Genomic DNA, 25517 nt, shown 5'->3' with positions numbered 1-25517 from the left:
CATATCTCGCGATGTGGGACAAGCCACTTCGCGGCCACTTGGCACGCTACCAAGTGGCCAGTTCATCCACTAGTGATTAATCCTCCCTGGTGCAGAATGGCCCCATGCCGAGTGCCGATGTGGACCAATTCGCCGCGCTGATCCGCGACCGGCTCCGCCACGGGAACGGCCCGCTCAGCCGCCGGCTGGCGGCCGCGCTGACCGACCTCGCGCGCACCGGCGCGCTCAGCCCGGGCACCCGCCTGCCGTCCGAGCGCGACCTCGCCCGGGTGCTGGAGTGCAGCCGCGGCGCGGTGGCCGCGGCGTTCAACGCGCTGTTCGAGGAGGGCGTCTGCGAGCGCAGGCACGGCAGCGGCACCTACCTGGCCGCCGCCGGGCGGGAGTCGGCGATGGGCCGGCTGCTGCGCCCCGGCGCGGTGTTCGCCGACCTGTCCACTTCGGTCGTTCCCGATCCGTCGCACCTGCGGGTTCCCAAGCTCGATCCGGCCGCGCTGCTGAGCACGCCGAGCAGGCACGGCTACGACCTGCCGGGCGAGCCGGGCCTGCGGGAGCTCATCGGCGGCGAGCCGCTGATCACCGGCGGCGGGCAGCAGGGCATCGACCTCGCGACCCGCTGCCTGGCCCGCCCCGGCGACGCGGTGCTGGTCGAAGACCCCACCTACACCGGCGCGCTCGCCGCGATCCAGAGCTGCGGGGCGCGGGCCGTCGCCGTGGCCACCGACCGGCGCGGCATGCTGCCCGACGCGTTCCGCGACGCGATCGAGCGGCACCGGCCCGCCTTCGCCTACGCGCAGGCGGTGCACAACCCGGCCGGAACGGTGGCCGACGCCGATCGCGTCGGGGAACTCGCCGGGATCGCGCGCGACGCCGCCCTGCCCGTCGTCGAGGACCGCACGCTCGCCGAGCTGGTGCACGAAGGACCGCGGCCCGGCCGGTTCGCCGACGAGCACCCGCACGGCGCGGTCGAGGTGCACTCGCTGTCGAAGGTGCTGTGGGGCGGCCTGCGGGTCGGCTGGCTCGTCGCGCCGGAACCGCTGCTGGCGCAGCTGACCGAGCTCAAGCAGACCAGCGACCTGGCGACCAGCACGGTCGGGCAGCGGTTCGCGGCGGAACTGCTGCGGCACAACGACTTCGCGACCTGGCGAGCGGAACTGGCGCGCCGCCGCGACCACCTCGCCGGCATCCTGCGCAGCCACCTTCCACAGTGGACGTGGGAACGGCCCGCGGGCGGCCTGTCGCTGTGGGTCCGGCTGCCCGGCACCGACACCGACCGCTTCGCCGAGCTCGCCCGGGACAACGGCGTGGCGGTGGCGCCCGGCTCGCTGTTCGCGGCCGACCGCGGCCACCGCGACCACCTGCGCCTCAGCTTCGCCCTCGGCCCGGAACTGCTCGACCAGGCGGTCGCCGCGCTCGCCCGGACCTGGGAACGGCCGTGAACCAGGCCCGGCAGCCCCTGGGCCGCGCGTGCTTTGTGCCGTCATAGCAGCACAAAACACGCACGGTTACCGGCTCAGCCGTATCCGTCCACCCTGGAACGAAGCCCGGGCGAGTGTGCTCCACATGGGACCGTCCGAGACAATTCACCGGCAGCCGTTGCACGACGCTGCGCACCATCGATCGAGGAGAACGCACGTGAACAAGGAAAAGCCGCAGGTCGCCAAGCCGACCGGCGCGCCGCCGGCGGACCTGGTGATCGAGGACATCGAGGTCGGCGAGGGCCCTGAGGCCAAGGCGGGCGACCAGGTCGCCGTGCACTACGTGGGCGTTTCGCACAGCACCGGCAAGGAGTTCGACGCCAGCTGGAACCGCGGCGCGCCGCTGGAGCTGCGGCTCGGCGCGGGCCAGGTCATCGCGGGCTGGGACAAGGGCCTGCAGGGCATGAAGGTCGGCGGCCGCCGCAAGCTCACCATCCCGCCGCAGCTCGCCTACGGCGACCGCGGCGCGGGCGGCGTGATCGCGCCCGGCGAGACGCTGGTCTTCGTCTGCGACCTGGTCTCGGCCGGCTGACGGCTCGTCGGCCGTGAGTCTTCTGGGCTGCGATAGCGACCCAGAAGACTCACGGCCGACGGCTATCACGGCGCTCGGGAGATCTCCCGATTTTGCCTGGAATCGGAAAGCCCTGGACCCGCCCAGGCGGTCGCGGCGGTCCGCGATGCTCCGATATTGCCTGAAAACGGAACGCCTTAAGCCCACCCCAGGCGGTCGGCGCGGTTCTCGGCGGTCCGATTTCGCTTGAGATCGGGAAACTTCCGCCCCACTGCCCAGGCGTTCGGCCTGCGGAAACGAAAGGGCGCATCTGACCGATAAATCGGACAGCATGTGTCCTCCCAGGTCAGGCCCAGTGAAGTCGATCTTGATACGGCGTCTGCTACTCGTAGCGCTACACAAGATCATCACCGGGCCTGATCCTGGGCTAGGCTCGCCCATGCGCTGTGCTCATGACCGAAAGGGACATGAGCAATGGGCTACGCGCGATCACTCGCCTCGGGCAGCTGGGCTGCCTACTACCGGGAACCACTGGCCGATGCGTCTGGCCGACGGCTGTGCGCTCGGGTGCCGGACTCGCCGGACTACCCGACGAAGGTCATCGCCAAGGCGGCAGGGGACGCGTACGAACTCTATCTGAGGGCGATCTCCGCTGGGCTGGACGCAGAGGTCGCTCCCCGGCGCGGGGTGGTGACGCTGGACGCCTACGCGCCCGGTGCCATCGACCGGACTCCCGATCTCGCCAAGAGCACCCGCACCACCTACGAGGGCGCGGTGCGCAGCGCCGTGCGGGAGCACTTCGGTCCAGGCTTCCCGGTGGACCGGCTGACTGCCGACGCGATCGAGCGCTATTACTCCACCATCGGGCACCTCGCTGCGAAGACGAGGCAGACCCGGATCGTGGCCTTGGGCGTTGTGGCCCGTCGGGCTGTCCGCGACGGCCTGCTGGCCCCCGAGCACCATCCGGCGCATTGGGGCATCACGGTGCGTAGGGACAGCCCACCCGGCGACGCTTGTTGACCGACGCCGAGTTGGACCGGCTCGCCGCCGCGATGCCGTCGCACCTGTGGGCCGCAGTGATCATTGGCCATGACACGGGAAGTCCCGCGAGGACAAGGAGAAGTTCCTTCGCAACGCTGGACTGCTGGCGATCGGCGACAAGTACATGGACGGCTACGCCGTGGCCAGGGTGCACGGCGTGGAGATGGACGACGAGTAAGGGAAGGAGGAGGCCATGCGGTTCCGACTTGGAGGTGGAGCGGTCCGCCGGGTTGCGGGCAGCATGTTCCGCAGCCGCCGGGCGGCGGGCGCTGCGGGCGGACGCAGCTCCGGCACGTAAAAGGTTGGGTGCGCCAGTTGCTGGCGCAGCCAACCTTGGCCCGGACTATTCACACAAGAGTATGCCGCGAATGTAGCCGTCATTCGGATCGCCGCTGGACGGCGCAGCCATCTCAACATCTGCGAACTGATACGGAGCAACGTTGACGCAAGCAGTGTCCGGCGCGTCGGTCGTATCAATCCTCACATACTGAGGAGTCCTACAATCGTTGTGGATGCGCATCGTCCAATAAAGGAAGCCCCCCTCCTGAACTTTCCAGGTGACGCAGGCGGGTGCCGGAGGGGATGCGACTGAGCCGTCCTGGGAAGCCGATGCGGCAGGCGAAAGCGCCAGAGCGAGCGCCAACACCCCGAAAGTTACCCCAGTTACACGCATTCGAAAATTAACTCCTTCTGTTTATGGATTGCTAAGCCTGTTCAACTCTTCTTTGGAACGCGGAATATAGCCATGGCGTCCACCAATGCGTTCGAGAGCTTCAAACTTGGCCGCAGGAAACGAGTGACGCCATTGCGTAATGAAGGCGGACTCGTCCGTATCATTGACTCGAATGCGCTGAAGTTCTCGCGTGAGTCCAACTAGGAAGCCCGAGAAGGGTACGTATGCTTCAAGCAAGCACTTTCCCCTGCGCGGCGTCCACTTCGTCGTCGGCTGAAGCCACGTCCAGTGCTCGGCTTCGTGTACGGCAACGCCCATATTGCCGTAGTGGTCCAACGACATATCCAGAAAGACATTTGCCCCGGGGGCGTTCCCTTCTCCCCCCCACAGGACGCACGCAACATCGGCACCCTCTGCCAAGGCGAGCGTCGCCTCGACAAGATTATTCAGCGCATTCCGCATGAACGTGGCCTTAAATGAATGAGTTTGCTCGTCAGTTTCGACCGAGAGCTCACACCACCCATTCTTGATAGTCAGCGCGACATCGAACTTTTCCGAAATCGTAGAGTCACCTTCCACGGCGGCATTATCTTGGAAAGATCGCGTTCAGGCTAGGCGGCGTCGCAACGTACCCAATCGTTGCTGACAGGACCCCTCGTGTAGAAGGTTACCCCTTCTCCATCGCTGTTTTGGTAGACAAACTCGGCGACGTCGTTGGGGCCAGGGCCAAATCTCCAGGCCCACACAGAGTAGGCCGGATTGCTGCCGGGCCGGTCCCAACGCCCGTGAACCATTGTGTCAAGAAGGCAGTTCTGGAAACGAGGTTGCCGCGATCGCGACGGCGCGGGACGTGAATCGATTCTTTCGCTTGCTCGGTTGGTTTCTTGTGAACACGCTCGTGATCAAATCATCGGTATCGACGCTTTTCAAGCATCGCTTTGGGTGATTACTTTCGTTTACATCCAATGGATGCCAGTAAGTCTACTCATGTACAAATACTTGGGCGCAGTTGTTGACTGGAGGCAGCCATATGGGCGGATCTGTCCGACGACGCCCGCGCCGCATGGGACCGGCTGGCGCCCAGCCTGATCGCGGTCGGCGTGCTCACCCCGTGGGACGTGGACGCCTTCGTGGTGGTGTGCGAGGCACTGGCCCGGTACAAGCAGGCGACCAAGCTGGTCAACGGCTCCGCACTGCTAGTGCAGGGGCCGAACGGCTTCGTGAAGAATCCAGCGCTGACGGTTCAGCGGGAGGCCGAGGCGACGTTCGCGCAGTACGGCGCGAGGTTCGGGCTCACCCCGTCCGACCGCACGCAGCTGAAGGTCGACGTCTCCGGTGCCGCCAAGGGACCAGGTGCCGAACGCCTGCTCTCCTGAGCAGCTGCCCGAGTGCGGGTTCACCCTCGACGGCGACACCTGCCGCGAGCGCGGCGATCATTTCTGCCGTCCGAGGGCTGCGCACGCGGTGGCGTTCTGCGCCGAGCTGTGCGTGCACACGAAGGACAAGTGGGCTCGCCGGCCATTTCGTTCTCGCGCCCTGACAGCGCCGCGACATCATCGAGCCGCTGTTCGGCGAAGTCGCGTGGGATCCGGAGTGGGAGTCCTACGTCCGCCGTTACCAGATCGGCTGGATCGAGCTGGCGCGCAAGAACGGCAAGTCCGAACTGCTGGCCTTCATCGCGCTCTACCTCCTGGTCGGCGACGGCGTGGAAGGCGCAGAGATCTACGGCTGCGCGATGGACCGGGGCCAGGCCGCCAAGGTCTTCGATGTCGCCGCCCGGATGGTCAAGCTCTCCCCGGTGCTCTCGTCCCGCCTGGTGGTCAAGGACCACATCAAGAGAATCCTCGACGAGCGCACCGGCAGCTAATACGAGGTCGTCGCCGCCGACGCGGCCGGGAACCTCGGGCACAACCCGCACGGCGTGGTCTTCGATAGGGCGCTGACACAGCGCGACGCCCGGCTGTGGGACGCGATGCGCACCGGCATGGGCACGCGCATGCAGCCGATGATGATCGCCGCCACGACCGCCGGCGACGACCCCGCAAGCTTCGCCCGATCCGAGCACGACGAGTGTGTGCGGATCATGGACGACCCGGACCGTGCGCGGCACCGGTTCGCCTACGTCCGCAACGTCCCCGAGGACGCTGACCCCTGGGACGAGCGCAACTGGCCGCTGGCCAACCCCGCGCTCGGCGACTTCCTCTCGATCCGGTCCCTGCCCCAGGAGGCCGAAGAGGCGCGCGACCCGTCGAAGGAGAACGCGTTCCGGCAGTACCGGCTCAACCAGTGGGTTCAGCAAAGCCATCGGTGGATGCCGATGCACCTCTACCGCCAGTGCGCGGGCACCGTCGCCCCGGCCCCAGACTGGCTGCGCGCCGAGCTAGCCGGGCGTCGGGCCTACGGCGGGCTCGACCTGGCGGCCAAGCTCGACATGACCGCCTGGGCGCTACTGATCCCCGACGGGCTGGACGGGATGCCCTCGATGCTGTGGCGGTTCTGGCTGCCCGAGTCGGCGGTGCAGTTCCTCGCTCCCGCACCAACGGCCGGGTGTCACAGTGGGCCGACGGCGGCTGGATCACCGTCACGCCGGGCGATGTCATCGACTACGACGTCATCTACGCCGACTGCCGCGACTTCAAGGTGATGGCCGCCGGGTACGACGAATGGAGCGGCGAACCGGTGCGGCAGGAGATCCAGAGGAAGACGCGGCTCGACCTGGCACCGATCCCGCAGACCTACCGCGGCCTCACCTACGGCATGACCGAGCTGATGGCACTCACCAAGTCACGCGGCTCGACCCACCACGCCAACCCCGTCGCCGAGTGGTGTTTCGACGCCGTGGAAGTCCGCCACCCACCCGGCGACGCCGACCAGCTCCGCCCCGACAAGCCCGACCGCGCCGCCGTCGGCAAACGCATCGACGCCGTGCCGACCGCTGCGATGGGTTGGTGAGCTTGATGTGGGCGTGCACGGCGGTGCCGGGGCTCTGCAGGACCGCGAGCCGTGCGGAGACCACAGAGCTGGTGCAGCATGCACTCCGTTCGGAGCTGGCGAAGTACGGCGACTCCCTGATCGGGCTGAGCTGCATCGCGGACGGCGCCGATGCGCTCTTCGCACGTGCTGTTCTCGATCAAGGCGGGTCGTTGATCGTCATCGTTCCGGCAGTCAACTACCGCGAGAAGCTTCCCGAAGAGCACCACGCCGACTACGACGAACTGTTCAGCCGGGCCTCGGAGATCATTCAGCTCGACTTCCCGGATTCGACCTCCGAGTCCCACATGACGGCCAGCGTCAAGGTGATCGAGCTGGCAGATCGCCTCGTCGCAGTGTGGGACGGCAAGCCCGCTCGGGGCTACGGGGGCACGGCTGATGTTGTGGATGCCGCTCGTGAACGTGATCTCCCGGTCACCGTCATCTGGCCGGATGGAGCAGAGCGCGACTAGCCCCGCTGCGCCTTCTCGCGCAGGGAGTTGATCTTGCGCGTAGCAACCATGTAGCTGTACAGACCCGACAGAGCCTTGACCAGGCAATACCAAGGGCACCACAAGGTCATGCAAGTGATATCCTGGAGCAGGCTTAACAGCCGCTTTGACCAGGAACAAGAGCAACAGCACAGCTCATCGGGTTGCAGTTCTGCGTGAAGGGCGCCTCCGCCGGGTTCGTCCGGTCGAAGGCGCCACCACGCCGCTCGGCGCTCAGTTCGCGGCGTCGACCTCGCGGCGGAGTTCGCGGAGCTCCCGCATCGCCTTGATCGCCCGCTCGCCGTCGGACGCCTGGATCGCCATGATCGGCACGTACTCGTCCTCCGGCAGCTCCAGCCGGGCCCACGAGGCGCCGTCCGGGAAGGTGACGGCCTGCACCAGCGGCCACGAGAAGCGCTGCGTGCCGATGATGTTGCGGACCTCCACGCCGTCGGCGTCGGCGCGCAACCGCGGCCGGGTCAGCAGCATCACGCCGCCGCCCAGCAGCAGGCCCAGCGCCACCATCGCCACCTGGTCGGACACCGAGAAGATCACGCCGGTCGGGGTGTTGCGCAGCAGCAGCCCGACCACCGCGAACGCCAGCACCAGCACGACAGCGATCGGGATCGCAATCCGCCGCACCTTCCGCGGCCGGACCTCCACCCGCTCGGCACTCACAAGAAACCCCGTTCCCCGTCCCAGCCGCGCAGCTCCCGCAGCACCAGCGCCGTCTCCAGCGCCGCCGCGGTCGCCTCGAAGCCCTTGTCCTCCACCGAGTCGTCGAACCCGGCCCTGTCTTCCGCCTGCTGCATGGTGTCGCAGGTCAGCACGCCGTTGCCGATGGCCGTGGACTCGTCCAGCGCCACCCGGGTCAGGCCCTGGGTGACCGAGTCGCAGACGTACTCGAAGTGCGGCGTGCCGCCGCGGATCACCACGCCCAGCGCGACCACCGCGTCGTGCTGGTGCGCCAGCTGCTGGCAGACCACCGGCAGCTCGATCGAACCGGGCACCCGCACCACGGTCGGCTCCGCGATGCCCGCTTCCTTCGCCGCCGCCAGCGCGCGGGAGAGCATCTGCTCGACGAGCCGCTCGTGCCAGCGGATCGCGGCGATGCCCAGCCGCAGGTCACCCGCCTTCGGCACGCTGATCCGCGGTCGACCCTCGCCACTCATGCCGTAACTCCAGTCTCGCCGTTGATCGAGGAATCTTCCCCGTCGTCGAGATTGTCCAGCACGTGCCCCATCCGGTCGCGCTTGGTGCGGAGGTAGCGGATGTTCTCCGGGTTCGGGCGGATCGGCAGCGGCACGCGGTCCACGATCCGCAGGCCGTAGCCCTCCAGCCCGACCCGCTTGGCCGGGTTGTTGGTGAGCAGCCGCATCGACTTGATGCCCAGGTCGCACAGGATCTGCGCGCCCTGCCCGTAGTCGCGGCTGTCGACCGGCATGCCCAGCGCGACGTTGGCGTCCACGGTGTCCGCGCCGTCGTCCTGCAGCTGGTACGCCTGCAGCTTGTGGATCAGCCCGATGCCGCGACCCTCGTGCCCGCGCATGTAGAGCACCACGCCGCGACCGGCCTCGGCGACCTTGGCCATCGCCGCGTCCAGCTGCGGGCCGCAGTCGCAGCGCAGCGAGCCCAGCACGTCGCCGGTCAGGCATTCGGAGTGCACCCGGACCAGGATGTCCTCGCCGTCGCCGATCTCGCCGTAGACCATCGCCAGGTGCTCGATGCCGTCGATGGTGCTGTCGTAGCCGAAGGTGCGGAACGTGCCGTGCCCGGTGGGGATGCGGGCCTCGGCGACGCGCACCACCTGCTTCTCGAAGCGGCGCCGGTAGGAGATCAGGTCGGCGATGGTGATCAGCGCCAGGTCGTGCTCCTCGGCGAAGACCTCCAGCTCGTCGCGGCGCGCCATGTCGCCCTCGGACTTCTGGCTGACGATCTCGCACAGCGCGCCGGCCGGCCGCAGCCCGGCGAGGCGGGAGAGGTCCACGGCGGCTTCGGTGTGGCCGGGGCGGCGCAGCACGCCGCCTTCGCGGGCGCGCAGCGGCACCACGTGGCCGGGCCTGGTCAGGTCCTTGGCGGTCGACTCCTCGCCGGCCAGCACGCGCAGCGTCTTGGCGCGGTCGGCGGCGGAGATGCCGGTGCTGACGCCTTCGGCGGCGTCGACCGTGACGGTGTAGGCCGTGCCCTTGCGGTCCTGGTTCCAGTAGTACATCGGGGGCAGGTCGAGGCGATCGCAGTCCTCGCCGGGGAGCCCGACGCAGATGTAGCCGGAGGTGTAGCGGACCATGAACGCCACGAGTTCCGGCGTCGCCTTCTCCGCGGCGAAGATCAGATCGCCTTCGTTCTCGCGGTCCTCGTCGTCCACCACGACGACCGGGCGCCCGGCCGCGATGTCGGCCAGTGCGCGCTCGATGCTGTCGAACCTTTTCGTGCTCACCGTGTTCGCGACCTCGTCCTCGGGGTTCATCACCGCGCCTCCCTGACGCCGCCATTGTCCCCCGAACGGGCCTGCGCACCATGGGCCTGGTGGTCCAGTTGCGCGGCGGCGAGCCGTTCCAGGTGCTTGGCCAGCACATCCACCTCGATGTTCACTTCGTCACCCGGCTCGCGGAAGCCCAGCGTGGTCAGCTCCTTGGTGGTGGGGATCAGCGCGATGCTGAACTCTCCGTCACCGGCGTCGACCACGGTCAGCGACACCCCGTCGACGGTGATGGAGCCCTTCTCGACCAGGTAGTGGGACAGCCGCCGGGGCAGCTCGAAGCGGGTGAGCCCGTCGGCGCCGGTGCCGCACAGCACCGCGGTGCCGTCGACGTGGCCCTGCACGATGTGCCCGCCGAGCCGGTCGCCGAGCGCCATCGCGCGCTCCAGGTTGACCCGGTCGCCGGCCGCGATGCCCTTCAGCGAGGAGCGGCGCAACGTCTCGGCAACGACGTCGGTGGTGAACCGCCCGTCGCCAACCGCCACGACGGTCAGGCACACGCCGTTGACGGCGATCGAATCGCCGTGCTTGGCGTCCCCGGTGACCACCGGCCCCGCGATGGTCAACCGGCTGCCGTCGGCCAACGGCTCGACCGCCTCGATGGTGCCGAGCTCCTCGACGATCCCGGTGAACACCTGCTGCCTCCTCGCACTACCCGCCTTCGGCGCCCGGTCGGCCGTCCAACGGGACCGCGCTGATCCGGACGTCGGGGCCACTCATAGTCGTCTCTTCGACTGTCAACCGCCATGCTTCCGAGATGCTTCCCACTCCCGCTTCCCCGAGCGCGGCCGGGCCGGCGCCCAGCAGCAGCGGCGCGACGTAGGCGAGCACCCGGTCCACGCAGCCAGCGGCGATGAACGCGCCGGCCAGCCGCGGGCCGCCCTCCAGCAGCACGTCGACGACGCCGCGGTCGGCGAGCGCGGCGAGCACCGCGACCGGGTCGCCGCCGGGCAGCTGGATCGTTTCGGCCGCGTCGTCGAAGACCTTGGCGGTGCGCGGGATCTCGCGGTCGCCGACGACGACCCGCAGCGGCTGCCGGGCCAGCAACGCGCCGTCTGGTGTGCGGGCGGTGAGCTGCGGGTCGTCGGCGAGGACCGTGCCGGTGCCTGCGATGATCGCGTCCACCTGCGCGCGGAATCGATGCACCTCGGCGCGGGATTCGGCGGAGCTGATCCACTTGCTGGTGCCGTCGACGGCGGCCGAGCGACCGTCCAATGTGGCCGCGTACTTCCAGGTGACGTGCGGCCGACCGGTCCGCGCGAAGTGCAGCCAGGCCCGCAGCGGACCCCTTGCCGCCTCGTCGACCAGGAATCCACTGTGGACATCAATGCCCGCGGCGCGCAGCACGTCGGCGCCGCCGGCGGCCTGCGGGTTGGGATCGGAGGCCGCGTGCACCACGCGCGCGATCCCGGCGGACCGCAGGGCATCCGTGCAGGGCGGCGTCCGGCCGGTGTGCGAGCACGGTTCCAGCGTCACCACGGCGGTGCCGCCCCTGCCCCGCTCCCCCGCCGCGCGGAGCGCGACCACCTCGGCGTGCGGACCGCCCGGCGGCTGCGTCGCGCCGACGCCGACGACCTCGCCGTCGGCGGCCAGCACCACGCAACCCACCGGCGGGTTGGGGCTGGTCGTGCCGCGCACCTGCTCGCTCGCGGCGATCGCGGTGCGCATCGCCTGCTCCTCGGCGCGACCGACCATCGGTTCCCCTCCCCATCCCGCAATTTCCATTGAAATCGAATCTTCGATTTCAATGGAAATTGCGGAGGAACATCGTCACTGCCGGGCGTGGGCGAAGTTCGGAGCGGCCTTGGCGCGCAGGGCCTCGACCGCCTTCGCCGGGTCGTCGGCGTTGTAGACCGCCGAACCCGCCACGAAGCAGTCGACGCCGGCTTCCGCGGCCTGCTCGATGGTGTCGGCGTTGATGCCGCCGTCGATCTCCACCACCAGGTTCAGGTGTCCCGTGTCGACCAGCTCGCGGGCCTTGCGGGCCTTGTCCAGCACGTCGGCGATGAAGCTCTGGCCGCCGAAGCCCGGCTCCACGGACATCACCAGCAGCGTGTCGTAGTGCTTGAGGACCTCGACGTACGGGTCCAGCGGGGTGTTCGGCTTGATCGACAGGCCCGCCTTCGCGCCGGCGGCGCGCAGGTCCTTGGCGATCGCGATCGGGTCCTTGGCGGCCTCCACGTGCACCGTGACGTTGTAGGCGCCGGCCTCGGCGTAGCCGATGGCCCAGCGGTCCGGGTCCTCGATCATCAGGTGGCAGTCGATCGGGATGTCGGTCGCCTTCAGCAGCGACTCGACCACCGGGAGCCCCAGGGTCAGGTTGGGCACGAAGTGCGCGTCCATCACGTCCACGTGCAGCCAGTCGGCGCGCACGCCGGGCGCGCCGTTCACGGCGGCCATCTCGTCGGCGAGGCGGGCGAAATCGGCGGACAGGATGGAGGGCGCGATCATCGGCTGGTTCGACACATGCGGGAGTGTAAATGCCTGGTGCGGAGGGCGGCGGGGCACCCTTGCGCTCCCGCCCCTCACCCGATCGGCGGAGGCGTGGAGGGCGCCCGTCCCTCGGCCGGACGCCCTCCACCGGTGCTCACTCCGATCGCGCGGCGCTGCGGCGCTGGATGACGTAGTACGCCACGCAGAGGATCAGCACGAACGGGACGCCCGCCTTCCAGGCGGTGTTGAACTGCTCGGTGAACGGCGTGGTCAGCAGCACCGCCGCGACGAACAGCATCGCCAGCACCGTCGTCACCGGGGCGCCCGGCAGCCGCACCGGCGACGGCGGCAGGCCCTCCAGCGCCCGGTGGCGGCGGAACACCAGCTGGCTGGCGAAGATCATCAGCCACACCACCAGCGCGCCGAACAGCGCCAGGCCCAGCAGCATCGGGAACGCGGTGTCCTCGGCGAACACCGACAGCGACGCGGCCAGCGCCAGCCCGGCCGCCGACAGCACCAGGGCGCGCCGCGGCACGCCGTTCTCGCTGACCACGGCGAACCACTTCGGCGCATAGCCGTCCATGGCGAGCGAGTGGGTCATGCGGGCGGTCAGGTACAGGTTCGTGTTCATCGCCGACAGCGCGGCGGTGAGCACCACGAAGTTCATGATCCCGGCCGCGGCGGGGATGCCCACCAGGCTGAACAGCCGCACGAACGGGCTCTCCGTGATGTCGCCCGACGACGACGCCTGGTTCCACGGCAGGATCGAGACGACCACCAGCATGCCGAGCACGTAGAACAGGCCCAGCCGCAGCACCATGCTGCGCGCCGCGCGCGGCACGTCCCGGCCGGGGTTGCGGGACTCGGCCGCGGTCATCGAGACGGCCTCGGTGCCCAGGTAGGAGAACGTGACCACGGTCAGCGCCAGCCACACCGCGCCGATTCCGTTGGGCAGGAACCCGCCGTGCTCGGTCAGCGCGCCGACGCCGGCCGGCTGCTGACCCGGCAGGCCGAAGACGATGTAGACCACGCCGAGCAGCACGAACACCACGATCGTGACGACCTTGATCATGGCGAACCAGTACTCGAACTCGCCGAAGAAGCGCACCGCGGCGACGTTGATCGCCAGCATCAGCACCGAGAAGACCACCACCGGGATCCACAGCGGCAGCTGCGGGTACCAGAACTGCATGTACAGCCCGGCCGCGATGACCTCGCTGCCGATGTTGACCACCTGCGCGGCCCAGTAGATCCAGCGGGACACGAACCCGGCGAGCCCGCCGAGGTACCGCTTGATGACCGCACCGAACCCGCCCGCCTCGGGGTGCACCACGATCATCTCGGCCAGCGCGTAGGCCAGGGCGAGCGCGGCGAACGCGGCGACCGCGTAGGCGATGATCACGGCCGGGCCGGCGATGGAGATCGCCAGGCCGGAGCCGAGGAACAGCCCGGTGCCGATGGCGCCGCCGATGGCGATCATGCCGACTTGGCGCCCGGAGAGATCCCTGCGCAACCCGGACTGCTGTGCCGATGCGGTCTCCTGTGCCACTGTGTTGTGCCTCCCACTCGTCGCGCACCGCCTATGGGTGCGCGACGAGCACCTTACGACGCGACCCCGGTGGCCGGACGCGTCAGTTGCACAGTTGTAGTGCGAGTCAGCGCGGGAGGGTCAGCTCGATCGGGGTGCCCTCCTCGACGGAGCGGCTGACGGTGCAGTACTTCTCGATCGCGCGCTGCACCGCGTCGACGACCTTGCCGCGCTCGTCGTCGTCCTCGATCCCGCTGAGGTCCACGTCGAAGCTGACCTGGACCGAAGCGAACTTGTGCTTGTCCTCCGGGACCTTGGTCCGGTCGGCGTGCACCGTCACCTTCGCGTCCTCCCCGAGCCGCCGGACCAGCAGGTTCTCGCTGGTGACCGCGGAGCAGCCGGCGATGGCCGCGAGCAGCAGCTCGCCGGGGGTGAACGCGTCGGGCGCGTCCTCGCTGCCGATCGTCACCTCGCCGCCGCGCGGGTTGGTCGCGGTGAAGGTGTGCGGACCGGTGCGGGTCACTTCGACCGGAGTGGAAGACATTCGTACCACCTGACGTGAGTTGCGGTTGCCGGTCCAGCCTCGGTGCGGAACCGTGCAAGGTCAACCATCGCGGGCGCCGCGTTGTTCCGGCCGGGCCCGGGGCGTGCTTTGATCGGGCATCCCATCCTCGCAACCCGCAGCGCCGCGGGTTCTCGGGCGTCTCCCGCCCCGGGGAACCCGCACATCGAGTTCGGAGACAGGTGTTCTGCCATGGCCACTACTTCCGCGGAGGGGTTGCAGCGGCGGCTGTCGCTTCGCGACCTGATCGTTTCCGGCCTGCTGTTCATCGGGCCGCTCGCGCCCGTCGGCGTCTTCGGCGTGCTCGACGCGCGCAGCGGCGGCGCGGTGGCGCTGGTCTACGTCGTCGCGACCGTGGCCATGGCGTTCACGGCCTGGTCCTACGCGCGGATGTCGGCGGCGGTGCCGAAGGCCGGTTCGGTGTTCGCCTACGCCTCGGCGGGCCTGGGGCGGGCGCCCGGTTTCGTGGCCGGGTGGATGATCATGCTGGACTACCTGTTCATCCCGAGCGTGGCGTCGCTGTTCGTCGGCATCGCGACGAACTCGCTGGTGCCGCAGATCCCGGTGTGGCTGGCGACCGGGCTTGCGATCGTCGTCGTGACGGCGCTGAACCTGACCGGCGTCAAGGTCGCGGCGATCGTCGGCACGGTGGTGCTGGTGGTGGAGATCGTGCTGCTCGCGGTGTTCGTCGTCGCCGCGCTGGTGGTGCTGGCCACCGAGGGTCCGGCCCGGCCGTGGCTGTCGCCGCTGACCGGGGTGGACGCGTTCGCGCCGCTGGCCGTGCTGGGCGCGGTGTCCGTGGCGGTGCTGTCGTTCCTCGGCTTCGACGCGATCGCGTCGTTCGCCGAGGAGAACACCGGATCGTCCCGCCAGGTCGGCCGGGCGCTGCTGTTCTGCCTGGCGCTCAGCGGCGTGCTGTTCTTCGTGCAGACCTACCTCGCCTCGCTGCTGAACCCGCTGACGCCGCAGGAGCTGGCGCTGGACGCGGACGCGCAGGACTCGGCGTTCTACGACATGCTGCGGGCCTCGCTGGGCGGCTGGCTCGCGGTGGCCGTGACGGCGGTGAAGGCGGTCGCGCCGGCGTTCTCGGCGATGGTGGCGCAGGCGGCGGTGAGCCGGCTGCTGTTCGGCATGGCGCGGGACGGCCAGATGCCCGCGGCGCTCGGCCGGGTGGACCAGCGGGCGCACGTGCCGCGCAACGCGACGCTGCTGGCCGCGGTGGTGACGCTGATCGTGTCGGTGTGGGCGGCGTCGGCCGAGGACGGGCTGGAGGTCCTGTCGTCGATGGTGACGGTCGGGGCGTTGACCGCGTTCGTCCTGCTGCACGCCTCGGTGATCGGCTACTTCGCGGTGTCCGGACGGGAACGCCGGGTGTCCACTGTGGTCGTTCCGGTCGTCGGCGCCCTGATCGCGGCGATCGTGCTGGCCACGGCGAGCCCGCTGGCGCTGACGGTGGGAGCGGTCTGGCTGGTGATCGGCCTGATCACCTACTTCGCCCGCCGCCGGACCGCCGGACAGGCCCCGGAGTAGCCGAGGCCACCCCGTTTCCGCCGGCCAGGCCCCGTGCGGGGCAGTCGCCAGCGGAAACGGAGTCAGTCCGCGTCCTCGCCGATGTCCTCGTACCAGAGGCGTGGGTTGGCCTCGATGAAGTCGGCCATCAGCCGGGTGCACTCCGGGTCGTCGAGGAGCACGATCTCGACGCCGTTCTCGGCGAGCCAGTCGTGGCCGCCGTGGAAGTTCCGGGCCTCGCCGACGACGACGCGGCCGATCCCGAACTGGCGCACCAGTCCGCTGCAGTACCAGCACGGCGACAGCGTGGTCACCATCGTCGTCCCGGCGTAGGAGCGCTGCCGGCCCGCGTTGCGGAAGGCCGCCGTCTCGCCGTGCACCGACGGATCGTCGTCCTGCACCCTGCGGTTGTGCCCGCTGCCCAGCACCTGCCCGTCGGCGCCGATCAGCGCCGCGCCGATGGGGATCCCGCCCTCGGCGAGCCCGGCCTTCGCCTCCGCGACCGCGACGGCCAGCCACCGCCGGTAGTCCTCTTCGGACACAACGCACCCCTTCCGCAATGCATCGCGAGTGGCAATGGTCGCTATTACTACCACGGCCGATCAGGCTCCACTCGTGAGCGGAAGCGGCCGCGACAGCGACCACTTCCGCTCACGACATCGTCACACCCGCAACAGGGCGCAGAACATCGCGTCGGTGCCGTGGCGGTGCGGCCACAGCTGGACGCCCGGCCCATCGCCCAGGTCCGGCACGTCCGGGAAGTACTCGCGCGCGTCCAGCTGCGTGACGCCGGTGCGGCGCACGACGTCGGACACCACGCCCTCGGTCTCCGGCAGGTGCGGCGAGCACACGACGTACGCCACCACGCCGCCCGGGCGGGTCAGCTTGATCGCCGACAGCAGCAGCTCGCGCTGCAGCTTCGTCAGATCGCCGACGTCCGACGGCTGCCGCCGCCACCGCGCCTCCGGGCGGCGCCGCAGCGCGCCCAGCCCGGTGCACGGCGCGTCCACCAGCACGCGGTCGAAGCCCGGCTCCAGGCCCGGGTCGCGGCCGTCGGCGACGTGCACCGACACCGACAGCCCCTCGGTGGCCTTGCGCACCAGGTCCGCGCGGTGCGGCGCCTGCTCGACGGCGTCGAGCGAACCGCCGTCGAGGGTGATCAGCGATCCGAGCAGGTTCGCCTTGCCGCCCGGGCCCGCGCACAGGTCCAGCCAGCGCAGGTCCGGCCCCTCGACCTCCGGCCGGGTCACCGCGAGCGCCACCAGCTGGCTGCCCTCGTCCTGCACGGCCGCGAAGCCTTCCCGCACCGGCTCCAGGTCGCCGGGGTCGCCGGCGCCGGCCTCCAGCCGCACGCCGTAGGGCGAGTACGGCGCCGGGTCGCCGCCGGTGATCGCGGCGAGCTCGTCGGCGCTGATCTCGCCCGGGCGCGCGGTCAGGTGCACCGCGGGCCGGGCGTCGTCGGCGGCCAGCGCCGCCTCCAGCTCGTCGAGGCCGAGTGCGTCGGCGAAGGCCTGCGCGATCCACCTCGGGTGCGCGTAGCGCATCGCGAGGTGGCCGACCGGGTCCTCCCCGCGCGGCGGGGCGACCTTGGCGACCCAGCCCTGCTCGTCGAGTTCGGCAGCGCGGCGCATCACGGCGTTGGCGAAACCGGCCAGCTTGGAACCGCTTTCGAACCGCACGATGTCCACAGTGGATGCGACGGCGGCGTGCGCCGGGATCCGGGTGCGCAGCAGCTGGTAGACGCCGAGGCGCAGCGCGTCGAGCATCTTCGGGTCCAGCTCGGCCAGCGGCCGGTTGCTGCAGTCGTCGATGACAGCGTCCAGCAGGCCCTGCGCGCGGCAGGCGCCGTAGGTCAGCTCGGTGGCCAGCGCGGCGTCCCGGCCGCTGATGCGGCGCTGCTTGAGCAGCGGCGGCAGCGCCAGGTTCGCGTACGCGTCGCGCTCCCGCACCGCGCGGAGCGTCTCCACCGCGGCGAGGCGGGCCGGGTCGACGTCCACCGGCCGGGCCGGACCGGACTTGCGCTGCGGCGGGCGGGCCTTGGCCGGCCTCGACGGCCGGCGGCGGCGATCGTTCACTTGAGCCGTTCTCCTTGCTCGATGCGGGTCCCGCGGGCCCAGTCCGTGGCGGCCATCCGCTTCTTGCCCGCCGCCTGCACCTCGCCCAGCGCGACCGCGGACGTCCCGGTGCCGACCAGCACCCGCCGCCGCTCCACCCGGATCTCCCCGGGCGGCAGCTCGTCCTCGACGACGGACACCGGGCCGAGCTTGAACCGCTCGTCGCGCAGCAGCGCCCAGGCACCCGGGTCCGGGGTGACCGACCGGATCAGCCGGTCCACGGCGGTGGCCGGTGCGGCGAAGTCGACCTTGGCGTCCTCGACGGTCACCTTCGGCGCGTAGCTGATGCCGTCGCCGGGCTGTTCCTCGGCGCGGAGCGTGCCGTCCTCGATGCCGTCCAGGGTGGCCGCCAGCAGCCCGGCGCCGGAGACCGCCAGCCGGTCCAGCAGCTCACCGGCGGTGTCGGTGGCGCGCACCTCCTCGGTGACCACGCCGTAGACCGGGCCGGCGTCCAGCTCGCGCACCAGCCGAAAGGTGCTGGCCCCGGTGATCTCGTCGCCGTGCCGGATGGCCGCCTGCACCGGGGCGGCGCCGCGCCACGCGGGCAGCAGCGAGAAGTGCAGGTTCACCCAGCCGAACTTCGGGATGGCCAGCGCCTTCTCCCGCAGCAGCGCGCCGTAGGCCACCACCGGGCAGCAGTCCGGGGCCAGCTCCGCGAGCCGCTCCAGGAAGTCCGGTTCGGACGCGCGCGCGGGCGTGAGCACCTCGATGCCGTGCTCGTCTGCGAGCGCGCCGACCGGGGAACGCAGCAGCTTTCGACCGCGGCCGGCGGGAGCGTCCGGCCTGGTGATCACCGCGGCGACCTCGTGGCGGCCGGAGTCCAGCAGCGCCTGCAGCGCGGGCACGGCGGGGGCGGGGGTTCCGGCGAAGACCACGCGCATGTCAGCGACCCCCGAACAGCGGGTGCGGGCTTTCCTTGATCACCGGCGCGTTGCCGTCGAACCACTCGGCCTTGCGGATCTCGCGCATCGCGGCCTTGCGGGTCTGCTCGTCGAGCCGGTCGACGAACAGCACGCCGTCCAGGTGATCGGTTTCGTGCTGGATGCACCGGGCGAGCAGGTCGGTGCCCTCGACCTCGACCGGTTCGCCGTGCATGTTCCAGCCGCGGGCCACCACGTTGCGGGCGCGCAGGCAGTCCCAGTACATACCGGGGATGGACAGGCAGCCCTCCTGGCCGAACTGCTCCTCGTCGTCGATCGCGGTCCAGGTGGGGTTGATCAGGTGCCCGGCGAACCCGTCGCAGTGGTAGGTGAAGACCCGCAGGCCGACGCCCAGCTGCGGCGCGGCCAGCCCGGCACCGCCCTGGTCCTCCATGGTGTCCCACAGGTCCTGGACGAGGGTGCGCAGCTCCTTGTCGAAGTCGACCACCTCGTCGGCTTTGGTGCGCAACACGGGGTCGCCGAAGAGTCTGATCGGCTGGACGGTCACATGGGCTCCCTGGCACGTCGACGACTGACGGACCCGACGAGTCTAGTCGTCACCCGGCCCGGACCGGTGGCGCGGGAGTTCCGCTGGAATGGCCGCTTTCGGAGCGGTCCTCCGCCACGATTCACTGGGAGACCCGAGTCACGGAGCGTGCATGTCGAGTACCGAACAGCTTCAAACCCTGACCCCGGACGATTACCCGGGGCTGTTCCAGGCGGCCGACGGCGCCTCGGTGCACCAGCAGCGCACCTTCCTGCGGGCCGTCCGCTCCCGGCTGGTGCTGACCGTTTCGGCCGCGACGTTCGCCGCGTTCGCGCTGCGCATCGGCGACTCCCAGATCGATCTGTTCGCGGTGGGCACCGCGCTGGCGTTCGTCGGCGCGATGGTGATCGAGCTGGCCATCGTGGGCACCCGGCCGGACAAGGTCTGGTACGAGGGTCGCGCGCTCGCGGAGTCCGTCAAGACCCTGACCTGGCGCTACGTCTCGGGCGCCGCGCCGTTCCCGGCGGACTCCGAGCGGCCCGACGACGAGTTCACGGATCGCATCCGCATCCTGCAGCACGACATGCCGAAGGTTCCGCTGCTGCCGAGCACCGCGTCGACGATCACCGCCAAGATGCGGGCGATGCGCGCGACGCCGCTGGCCGAGCGCAAGGAGGCCTACCTGGTCGGCCGGGTGCTCGACCAGCAGGACTGGTACGCGAACAAGGCGCGCTTCCACCAGCGCAGCGCGCGGGTCTTCCGGACCACGATGCTGATCATGGAGGTGGTGGGCGTCGCGGGCGCGCTGGCGAAGGCGTTCGGGGTGGTCGACTTCGACCTGGCGGGCATCGTGGCCGCGACGGTCTCGGCGTTCGCGGCGTGGACGGCCACCCGCCAGCACAGCGCGACGGCCACGGCGTACGTGGTGGCCTCCCACGAGCTGGCGGTGGTCCGCAACCTGCTCGACCGGGACCTGGACGAGCAGCAGTGGTCGGCGGCGGTGGTCGACGCCGAGTCGGTGATCAGCCGCGAGCACACCATGTGGCACGCCAACCGCACCCGCTGACCGCCACCGGAGGAACCGGAGGAACGTTTCCGCGGGTACGGGGCCGTGAGTCCGTTGGGCTGCCAACAGACTCACGGCCCCGTTCCAAGGCCCGGTGTCAGCGGGTCGGGACCACCACCGCTGCCGCGCCGCCGCCGCGGCGTTCGCGTTCCGCCGCCGCGATCCAGCGGCCGTCGGGCAGCCGCTCCACGCCCGTTGCCGAGCCGATCTCGCTCGTCGTCTTGAACTGGTGGCCGATGGCCTTCAGCTTCTCCGCCTCCGGCTGGGCCAGGAAGCCCGGCTCCGCCTCGGTCTGCGCCGAGTTGCGCTGCGACGCCCGGGGCTCCGCGATGGCGTCCACCAGGGACAGGCCGCGGTCCAGGCGGCCGGTGAGCACCTGCAGGACGGTGGTAATGATCGTCGCGCCGCCCGGGCTGCCCGCCGCCAGCAGCGGCTTGCCGTCCTGCAGCACGATCGTCGGGCTCATCGAGCTGCGCGGGCGCTTGCCCGGGCCCGGCAGGTTCGGGTCCGGCTGGCCCGGGGTGACCGGCGTGAAGTTGAAGTCGGTCAGCTCGTTGTTCAGCAGGAAGCCGCGGCCGGGCACCACGATGCCGCTGCCGCCGGTCTGCTCGATGGTCAGCGTGTAGGCCACCACGTTGCCCCAGGCGTCGGCCACGGTCAGGTGCGTGGTGTTCGGGCCCTCGTAGGGCTCGGCGCCTCCGGCGGTGCCCGCCTGGCAGCCCTGCGGGTTGCGCGGGTCACCGGCCGCGACCGGGGTCTGCAGCACGGCGTCGTCGCTGATCAGGCAGGCCCGGGAGGCCGCGAAGTCCGCGCTGAGCAGTTCTTCGGTGGGCACGTCGTTGAACTCCGGGTCGCCCACCCAGCGGTTGCGGTCGGCGAAGCCGATCTTGCTCGCTTCCAGGAACCGGTGCAGGTACGCGGTCTTGTCGCCGTCGGAGAGGTCGGTGCGCTCCAGGATCTTCAGCGCCTCGCCGACGGTCGTGCCGCCAGAGCTGACCGGCGCCATGCCGTAGACGTCGAGGCCGCGGTAGTTCAGGTGGGTCGGCGCCTGCTCGTTCACGCCGTAGTCGCCCAGGTCGTCGGCGGTCATGCCGCCGGGGCGCACCTGGCGGTTCGCGGCCGGGTCGGCCGGCGGGTGGTTCACCGTCTTGACGACGTCGGCGCCGATCTCGCCGTGGTACAGCGCGTCGATGCCCCTGGTGCCCAGGGTGCGGTAGGTGTCGGCGAGGTCGGGGTTGCGCAGCACGCTGCCGACCTCGGGGAGCTTGCCGCCGGGCAGGAACAGGTCGCGAGTCGCCGGGAACGCGCTGAAGCGCTCCTGGTTCTCAGCGGTCTGCTCGCGGAACGTCTCGTCGACGACGAAGCCCTTGCGGGCCAGCTGCTCAGCCGGGCGCAGCACCTCGGAGAGGTCCTTGTTGCCCCAGCGGTCCAGCGCCGCCTGCCAGGTCATCGGGGTGCCCGGCACGCCGACGCCGAGCCCGCTGGTGACCGCCTCGTCGAACGGGATCGGCTTGCCGTTCTCCAGGAACGAGTCCTCGCGGACGCTGGCGGGCGCGGTCTCGCGCCCGTCGATGGTCTCGACCGCGCCGGTCTTCGCGTCGTAGTGCACGAAGAAACCACCGCCGCCGACGCCTGCCGAATACGGCTCGGTGACGCCCAGCGCCGCCGCGACCGCGACCGCCGCGTCGGTGGCCGTGCCGCCACGCCGGAGCACCTCGATCCCGGCCTGCGTCGCGTACGGGTCGACGCTGGACACGGCGCCTCCGTAGCCGACCGCCTCGGCCTGCTTGGGCGGTTCCGGCGGCCCGCCGGGCGCCGCCTGCGCCACCGGCGCGACCAGGGCGCACGACGTGATCGCGGCCAGGGTGAGTCGAACGGGCCTCACGGACATCGCCACCTCCAACATCGACAATGCCGCATACTCTGCCCAGTCTGCGCCCCCGATACAACTGCCCCACGGCAAGCTTCTGCCGTGCTGGCGGGAGATTCCGCGAAAAGTTCGCGAGCCCGGCCGCACACCGGTTCCGGACGTCGCTAGCCGGCAGGGCCCAGGGCCGCGTCGTGGTAGCGGCAGTTGGCGGCCCACAGCAGGAACGAGTTCATGCCGTTCGCCCGCGCCCCGTCGATCTGCGCCGCCACCTCCGCCGGGCCGTAGGAGACGCCGAGGCTGAAGTCCTGCAGCCACGGGATGATCTGCACGTCCGTGCCCTCGACCGCCTTGGCGAACGCCGCCAGCGAGCGCGCCACGATGTCGTAGGGCTGGGAGTTGGGGTTGCCGACGCCGAACTCCCCCGGGCCCCAGTGCGACGGGTAGACCATCGGCGAGATGTAGTCGACGTATCGCGAGATCTGCCTGATGTCCTGGGCGATCTCGGTGGGCCGGTCGACCGAGATGCCGAACACCGACGCGCCCAGCAGCGCGCCCCGCGACCGGACCTCCGGCTGGGTCTGCCGCAGGAAGTCGGCGATCGCGGCCTCCGGCGTGGTGGTCAGGCCGGGGATGCGCATCTGCTCGATGTGCCCGTCGGGCCGCCGCACGTAGTCGTAGAGGACGTCGTCGAAGCCCAGCGCGGCGGCCTCGGCGGCGATGTCGATGTTGTACCGGGTGACCACGGGGTCGGCGAAGTTGGTGAACGCGTAGCTGCCGTAGGCGCCGCTGGTCCAGGGCCGGCCGTCGGCGGTCTGCACCACTCGCTCGGGGTGCCCGCCGTTCCAGGACGCCGCGCCCAGCACGGGATCCTTGAAGGCGACCAGCCTCCCGACCACCCGCACGCCCATGCCGTGCAGCTGGTCCAGCACCTGCCGGGCCGGGTAGTAGCCCTTGACGGCGCCGATCTGGTGCGCCATCGGCACCGCCGAGTCGTAGACGACCTCGCCGCTCTCGTCCTTGAGGTCCAGCTCGATGGTGTCGATCTTGCCCTGCCGGGCCATCGCGAGGATCGGTTCGCGCAGGGAGTCACTGGTCCAGGCCAGTCCGGTGAGGTGCACCGCGCGCATCCCGGGATGTCTGATGTGGACGGTCATCGTCTTCTCCGCGCGGTTGCCCGCCGCGTCGGTCGCGACCACCTGGACCTCGCGGTCGGGCCGGTCGACGACCGCGCTGAACCCGCCCTGCGGATCCGGCGCCACGACCCGCCCGGCCACGGTGACCTGCGTGGCGCCCTGCACCGCGCCGACGACCGTCACCGGCCGGTTCGGCCCGTCCGGCCGCAGCGAGTCCTCGACCTGCAGCACCGGCGGCGAACTGTCCACTGTGAACGCCCGAGTGGTGGCGTCCGAACCGAACCAGGACGGGCTGCGCGGCACCACGACGCGCAGCTCGTGCGGCCCGTCCGGCAGGTCCTCAGCCTGCACCGCGAGTGCGCCCTGGCGGTCCGCCGTGGAGACCTCGCGGCCGTCCAGCAGCACCTGCACGCCATCGGCCGCACCGGAGCGGATCTGGATCGAACCCACCTCGGCGGGCGCGATCGGGCGGTCCGGCAGCCCGGATATCTCGACGTCCTCTGTGGACATCGATCTCACCAGCAGGAATCCCAGGAACAGCAGCGCGATGGCGCCCGCCCCGAACAACGCGAATCTGTCGGCCCGCACCGCCTTGGCGCGGGCCGCACCGGAATCAACATCCGACATCGCTTTCGCCTCCCCGACTTTCAGGCGAACTCGCGCGGCTGCACGAAATTCGTGCGTGATCAAGTTGGACCGGCCGACGACCGGCCGTTCCACCTTCGCAGCCATGGCCCGGGAGATCAATGACCACTTGGAGTATCCCCAGCGGGAAAGCCGGTCTCTACCGTTGGAGGAGATGCGATCAGCAGTGCGGAAAATTCGCGCCGGCGTCGTGGTGACGGCGGCGACCCTGCTCGCGGCCTGCGGCACCGGGCAAGGCGGCGAGATCGTCCAGCCCCAACCCAACGCGGTCGTCCGGCCGCCGGATCCCGTCCCCCGCCCGACGCCGGAATCGGCGCGGGCGAACGAGCTCGGCGACGTCCCGGTGCTCATGTACCACCGGATCACTCCGACGCCACGCAGCGTCTACGACCGCAGCCCGGAGGACTTCCGCGCTGAACTGGAGCGGCTCGCCGCCGAGGACTACGTGCCGGTGACGGCGACCGAGTACGCCACGGGGCGGTTCGACATCCCGGCCGGGAAGCACCCGGTGGTGCTCACCTTCGACGACGGCTCGATCAGTCAGTTCACATTGGACGGTGCGGGGGAACCGGCGGCGGGCACCGGGGTCCGCATCCTGCTGGACGTCGCCGCAGCGCATCCCGGGTTCCGCCCGGTGGCGACCTGCTACGTGAACAACCCGCCGTTCGAGGAGCCCGGCGGCCGGCGCGGCCTCGGCTGGTTGCACGAGCACGGCTTCGAGATCGGCAACCACACGCTCGACCACGAGAACCTGGGCCGGGCTTCGGAAGCCGAGGTGCGGCACCAGATCGCCGGGATGCAGCGGCTCATCGCGGACGCCGTGCCGGGCGCGCAGGTCCGGTCGATCGCGCTGCCGCTGGGCGTGCACCCGGACGACGAGCGCCTCGCGGGCGACGGCTCGGCGGAGGGCGTCGCCTACCACTACGACAGCGTCATGCTGGTCGGCTCGAATCCCGCGCCGTCGCCGTGGTCTGCGGATTTCGACCCGGCCAACGTGCCCCGAATCCGTTCCCAGGGCCCGGCCGGGCAGGACGCGCAGTACGGCTCGGCGGCGTGGCTGGACAAGCTCGCCGCTGACCCGGGCCGCCGCTACACCTCGGACGGCGACCCGGACCGGATCTCCGCCCCGGCGGGCGGGAGCGCCGAGCCATCGGCGGCGGTCGGCGATCGGCTCTACCGGTACTGACCCCGCCGCACGCGGTGTCCGCGCGCCATCCGACCGGTTCAGCAGACCTGGCCCCGGGTGGCCGCCGTCGCGCGCAGCAGCTCGCGGACCAGGTCGAAGTCGATCGCATCAACCTTGCGGAAGCGCAGGCACCCCTTGCCCATGTCGTGCCCGGCGAGCCGCTGCGCGAAGGCGTCCCGGACATCGGTGCGCAAGAGGTAGAAGGAGATGTACTGCTTCTGGCTGGCAAAGGCGATCTCGGCGGTGCCGTCGCGCTGGTATGCGGGCATCCCGTAGGCCATGACCTCGTCGAACCCGGCCAGCTCGGCCCGGCACAGGGCCCGGATCTCGGCCAATGCCTCCCGGCGTTCCACCGGAACCTCGGCCAGGTAGCCGTCCACGTCGGCAGCCGAACTGCGCACCATGCCGCAAAGCCTAACCGCGG

The 25517-nt window shown here is 70.5% G+C and carries 27 protein-coding genes; 11 read left to right on the top strand and 16 right to left on the bottom strand.

All coding sequences use genetic code 11. The features are described 5' to 3' along the window. The first annotated feature begins 104 nt into the window (after positions 1 to 104). The 3 genes from AB0H93_RS10700 (at position 105) to AB0H93_RS10690 (ending at position 3006) form a co-directional block, all read left to right on the top strand. Complete coding sequence (locus tag AB0H93_RS10700; RefSeq protein ID WP_358570674.1) at positions 105 to 1436, top strand: PLP-dependent aminotransferase family protein; 1332 nt, start codon at positions 105 to 107, stop codon at positions 1434 to 1436. 196 nt (positions 1437 to 1632) lie between these two features. Continuing rightward, positions 1633 to 2007, top strand: a complete 375-nt coding sequence (locus AB0H93_RS10695; RefSeq protein WP_358570671.1) for an FKBP-type peptidyl-prolyl cis-trans isomerase — start codon at positions 1633 to 1635, stop codon at positions 2005 to 2007. A 453-nt stretch (positions 2008 to 2460) separates the two neighbouring features. Then, the gene (locus tag AB0H93_RS10690; protein WP_358570668.1) at positions 2461 to 3006 is read left to right on the top strand and encodes a hypothetical protein; all 546 of its coding nucleotides are present in this window, start codon (positions 2461 to 2463) and stop codon (positions 3004 to 3006) included. A gap of 715 nt (positions 3007 to 3721) precedes the next feature. On the opposite strand, the gene AB0H93_RS10685 is transcribed toward AB0H93_RS10690, so the two are convergent. Beyond that, positions 3722 to 4279 (bottom strand): hypothetical protein, encoded by a 558-nt coding sequence (locus AB0H93_RS10685; protein WP_132484369.1) that lies wholly within the window; start codon positions 4277 to 4279, stop codon positions 3722 to 3724. Between the two features lie 437 nt (positions 4280 to 4716). Here AB0H93_RS10685 and AB0H93_RS10680 point away from each other — a divergent pair, with 437 nt between their 5' ends. The 5 genes from AB0H93_RS10680 (at position 4717) to AB0H93_RS10660 (ending at position 7143) form a co-directional block, all read left to right on the top strand. Further along, a complete protein-coding gene (locus tag AB0H93_RS10680) occupies positions 4717 to 5076 on the top strand; it encodes a phage terminase small subunit P27 family (protein ID WP_358571435.1) in 360 nt (119 codons plus the stop codon). Positions 5077 to 5252: 176 nt separating this feature from the next. Next, positions 5253 to 5567 carry a terminase large subunit gene (locus AB0H93_RS10675; protein WP_358571433.1) on the top strand — a complete coding sequence of 105 codons (315 nt, stop codon included), beginning with the start codon at positions 5253 to 5255 and terminating at the stop codon, positions 5565 to 5567. Positions 5568 to 5621: 54 nt separating this feature from the next. Further along, complete coding sequence (locus AB0H93_RS10670; RefSeq protein WP_358570665.1) at positions 5622 to 6344, top strand: terminase TerL endonuclease subunit; 723 nt, start codon at positions 5622 to 5624, stop codon at positions 6342 to 6344. Then, positions 6248 to 6652, top strand: a complete 405-nt coding sequence (locus AB0H93_RS10665; protein WP_358570662.1) for a hypothetical protein — start codon at positions 6248 to 6250, stop codon at positions 6650 to 6652. The genes AB0H93_RS10670 and AB0H93_RS10665 overlap by 97 nt, the downstream gene beginning before the upstream one ends. Before the next feature lie 5 nt (positions 6653 to 6657). Beyond that, entirely contained in the window at positions 6658 to 7143 is a 486-nt protein-coding gene (locus AB0H93_RS10660) for a hypothetical protein (protein WP_358571431.1), read from the top strand. Between the two features lie 252 nt (positions 7144 to 7395). Here the strand turns inward: AB0H93_RS10660 and AB0H93_RS10655 are convergent, their stop codons facing one another. The 8 genes from AB0H93_RS10655 to AB0H93_RS10620 all read right to left on the bottom strand — a co-directional run bounded on the left by AB0H93_RS10655 (position 7396) and on the right by AB0H93_RS10620 (position 14145). Beyond that, on the bottom strand, positions 7396 to 7839 hold the full coding sequence (locus tag AB0H93_RS10655) for a PH domain-containing protein (RefSeq protein ID WP_358570659.1): 444 nt from the start codon (positions 7837 to 7839) through the stop codon (positions 7396 to 7398). Next, on the bottom strand, positions 7836 to 8333 hold the full coding sequence (gene ribH / locus AB0H93_RS10650) for a 6,7-dimethyl-8-ribityllumazine synthase (protein WP_358570656.1): 498 nt from the start codon (positions 8331 to 8333) through the stop codon (positions 7836 to 7838). The genes AB0H93_RS10655 and ribH overlap by 4 nt, the downstream gene beginning before the upstream one ends. Further along, positions 8330 to 9628 (bottom strand): bifunctional 3,4-dihydroxy-2-butanone-4-phosphate synthase/GTP cyclohydrolase II, encoded by a 1299-nt coding sequence (locus AB0H93_RS10645; RefSeq protein WP_358571429.1) that lies wholly within the window; start codon positions 9626 to 9628, stop codon positions 8330 to 8332. The genes ribH and AB0H93_RS10645 overlap by 4 nt, the downstream gene beginning before the upstream one ends. After that, positions 9628 to 10275, bottom strand: a complete 648-nt coding sequence (locus AB0H93_RS10640; protein ID WP_358570653.1) for a riboflavin synthase — start codon at positions 10273 to 10275, stop codon at positions 9628 to 9630. Before AB0H93_RS10640 ends, AB0H93_RS10645 begins: the two co-directional genes overlap by 1 nt. Before the next feature lie 16 nt (positions 10276 to 10291). Then, on the bottom strand, positions 10292 to 11335 hold the full coding sequence (gene ribD, locus AB0H93_RS10635; RefSeq protein WP_358570650.1) for a bifunctional diaminohydroxyphosphoribosylaminopyrimidine deaminase/5-amino-6-(5-phosphoribosylamino)uracil reductase RibD: 1044 nt from the start codon (positions 11333 to 11335) through the stop codon (positions 10292 to 10294). A gap of 75 nt (positions 11336 to 11410) precedes the next feature. Next, a complete protein-coding gene (gene rpe, locus AB0H93_RS10630) occupies positions 11411 to 12091 on the bottom strand; it encodes a ribulose-phosphate 3-epimerase (RefSeq protein ID WP_358571427.1) in 681 nt (226 codons plus the stop codon). Between the two features lie 136 nt (positions 12092 to 12227). Further along, on the bottom strand, positions 12228 to 13622 hold the full coding sequence (locus tag AB0H93_RS10625) for an amino acid permease (RefSeq protein ID WP_358570647.1): 1395 nt from the start codon (positions 13620 to 13622) through the stop codon (positions 12228 to 12230). 106 nt (positions 13623 to 13728) lie between these two features. Next, the gene (locus AB0H93_RS10620; protein WP_358570644.1) at positions 13729 to 14145 is read right to left on the bottom strand and encodes an OsmC family protein; all 417 of its coding nucleotides are present in this window, start codon (positions 14143 to 14145) and stop codon (positions 13729 to 13731) included. A 210-nt stretch (positions 14146 to 14355) separates the two neighbouring features. On the opposite strand from AB0H93_RS10620, the gene AB0H93_RS10615 reads away from it, so the two are divergent. After that, positions 14356 to 15693, top strand: a complete 1338-nt coding sequence (locus AB0H93_RS10615; RefSeq protein WP_358570641.1) for an APC family permease — start codon at positions 14356 to 14358, stop codon at positions 15691 to 15693. A gap of 62 nt (positions 15694 to 15755) precedes the next feature. Here AB0H93_RS10615 and AB0H93_RS10610 read toward each other — a convergent pair whose 3' ends face one another. From AB0H93_RS10610 to def, 4 genes are all read right to left on the bottom strand, one after another. Then, the gene (locus AB0H93_RS10610) at positions 15756 to 16214 is read right to left on the bottom strand and encodes a nucleoside deaminase (RefSeq protein WP_093276771.1); all 459 of its coding nucleotides are present in this window, start codon (positions 16212 to 16214) and stop codon (positions 15756 to 15758) included. A 120-nt stretch (positions 16215 to 16334) separates the two neighbouring features. Beyond that, complete coding sequence (locus tag AB0H93_RS10605) at positions 16335 to 17747, bottom strand: transcription antitermination factor NusB (protein ID WP_358570638.1); 1413 nt, start codon at positions 17745 to 17747, stop codon at positions 16335 to 16337. Beyond that, positions 17744 to 18667 (bottom strand): methionyl-tRNA formyltransferase, encoded by a 924-nt coding sequence (gene fmt, locus AB0H93_RS10600; RefSeq protein WP_358570635.1) that lies wholly within the window; start codon positions 18665 to 18667, stop codon positions 17744 to 17746. The genes AB0H93_RS10605 and fmt overlap by 4 nt, the downstream gene beginning before the upstream one ends. A gap of 1 nt (position 18668) precedes the next feature. Beyond that, positions 18669 to 19214, bottom strand: coding sequence for a peptide deformylase (gene def / locus AB0H93_RS10595; protein WP_132494192.1), 546 nt, complete (start codon positions 19212 to 19214; stop codon positions 18669 to 18671). A gap of 151 nt (positions 19215 to 19365) precedes the next feature. Between def and AB0H93_RS10590 the strand changes: the two genes are divergently transcribed. Continuing rightward, the gene (locus AB0H93_RS10590; protein WP_358570632.1) at positions 19366 to 20259 is read left to right on the top strand and encodes a DUF4231 domain-containing protein; all 894 of its coding nucleotides are present in this window, start codon (positions 19366 to 19368) and stop codon (positions 20257 to 20259) included. A 97-nt stretch (positions 20260 to 20356) separates the two neighbouring features. On the opposite strand, the gene ggt is transcribed toward AB0H93_RS10590, so the two are convergent. Further along, a complete protein-coding gene (ggt, locus tag AB0H93_RS10585; RefSeq protein ID WP_358570629.1) occupies positions 20357 to 22150 on the bottom strand; it encodes a gamma-glutamyltransferase in 1794 nt (597 codons plus the stop codon). A 143-nt stretch (positions 22151 to 22293) separates the two neighbouring features. Continuing rightward, positions 22294 to 23889: a putative glycoside hydrolase gene (locus AB0H93_RS10580; RefSeq protein ID WP_358570626.1), complete on the bottom strand. Its 1596-nt coding sequence runs from the start codon at positions 23887 to 23889 to the stop codon at positions 22294 to 22296. Between the two features lie 184 nt (positions 23890 to 24073). Here AB0H93_RS10580 and AB0H93_RS10575 point away from each other — a divergent pair, with 184 nt between their 5' ends. Further along, positions 24074 to 25093 carry a polysaccharide deacetylase family protein gene (locus AB0H93_RS10575; protein ID WP_358570623.1) on the top strand — a complete coding sequence of 340 codons (1020 nt, stop codon included), beginning with the start codon at positions 24074 to 24076 and terminating at the stop codon, positions 25091 to 25093. Between the two features lie 38 nt (positions 25094 to 25131). Here the strand turns inward: AB0H93_RS10575 and AB0H93_RS10570 are convergent, their stop codons facing one another. Next, positions 25132 to 25497 carry a DUF1801 domain-containing protein gene (locus AB0H93_RS10570; RefSeq protein WP_358570620.1) on the bottom strand — a complete coding sequence of 122 codons (366 nt, stop codon included), beginning with the start codon at positions 25495 to 25497 and terminating at the stop codon, positions 25132 to 25134. Between the last annotated feature and the right edge of the window lie 20 nt (positions 25498 to 25517).

Origin of the sequence: Saccharopolyspora sp. NPDC050642 (genome assembly GCF_040654735.1) — a bacterium.
In the GTDB taxonomy this organism is placed as follows: domain Bacteria; phylum Actinomycetota; class Actinomycetes; order Mycobacteriales; family Pseudonocardiaceae; genus Saccharopolyspora; species Saccharopolyspora elongata.
Note: the sequence above shows the minus strand (reverse complement) of the source record. Positions and strands in the feature narration are given on the sequence as shown.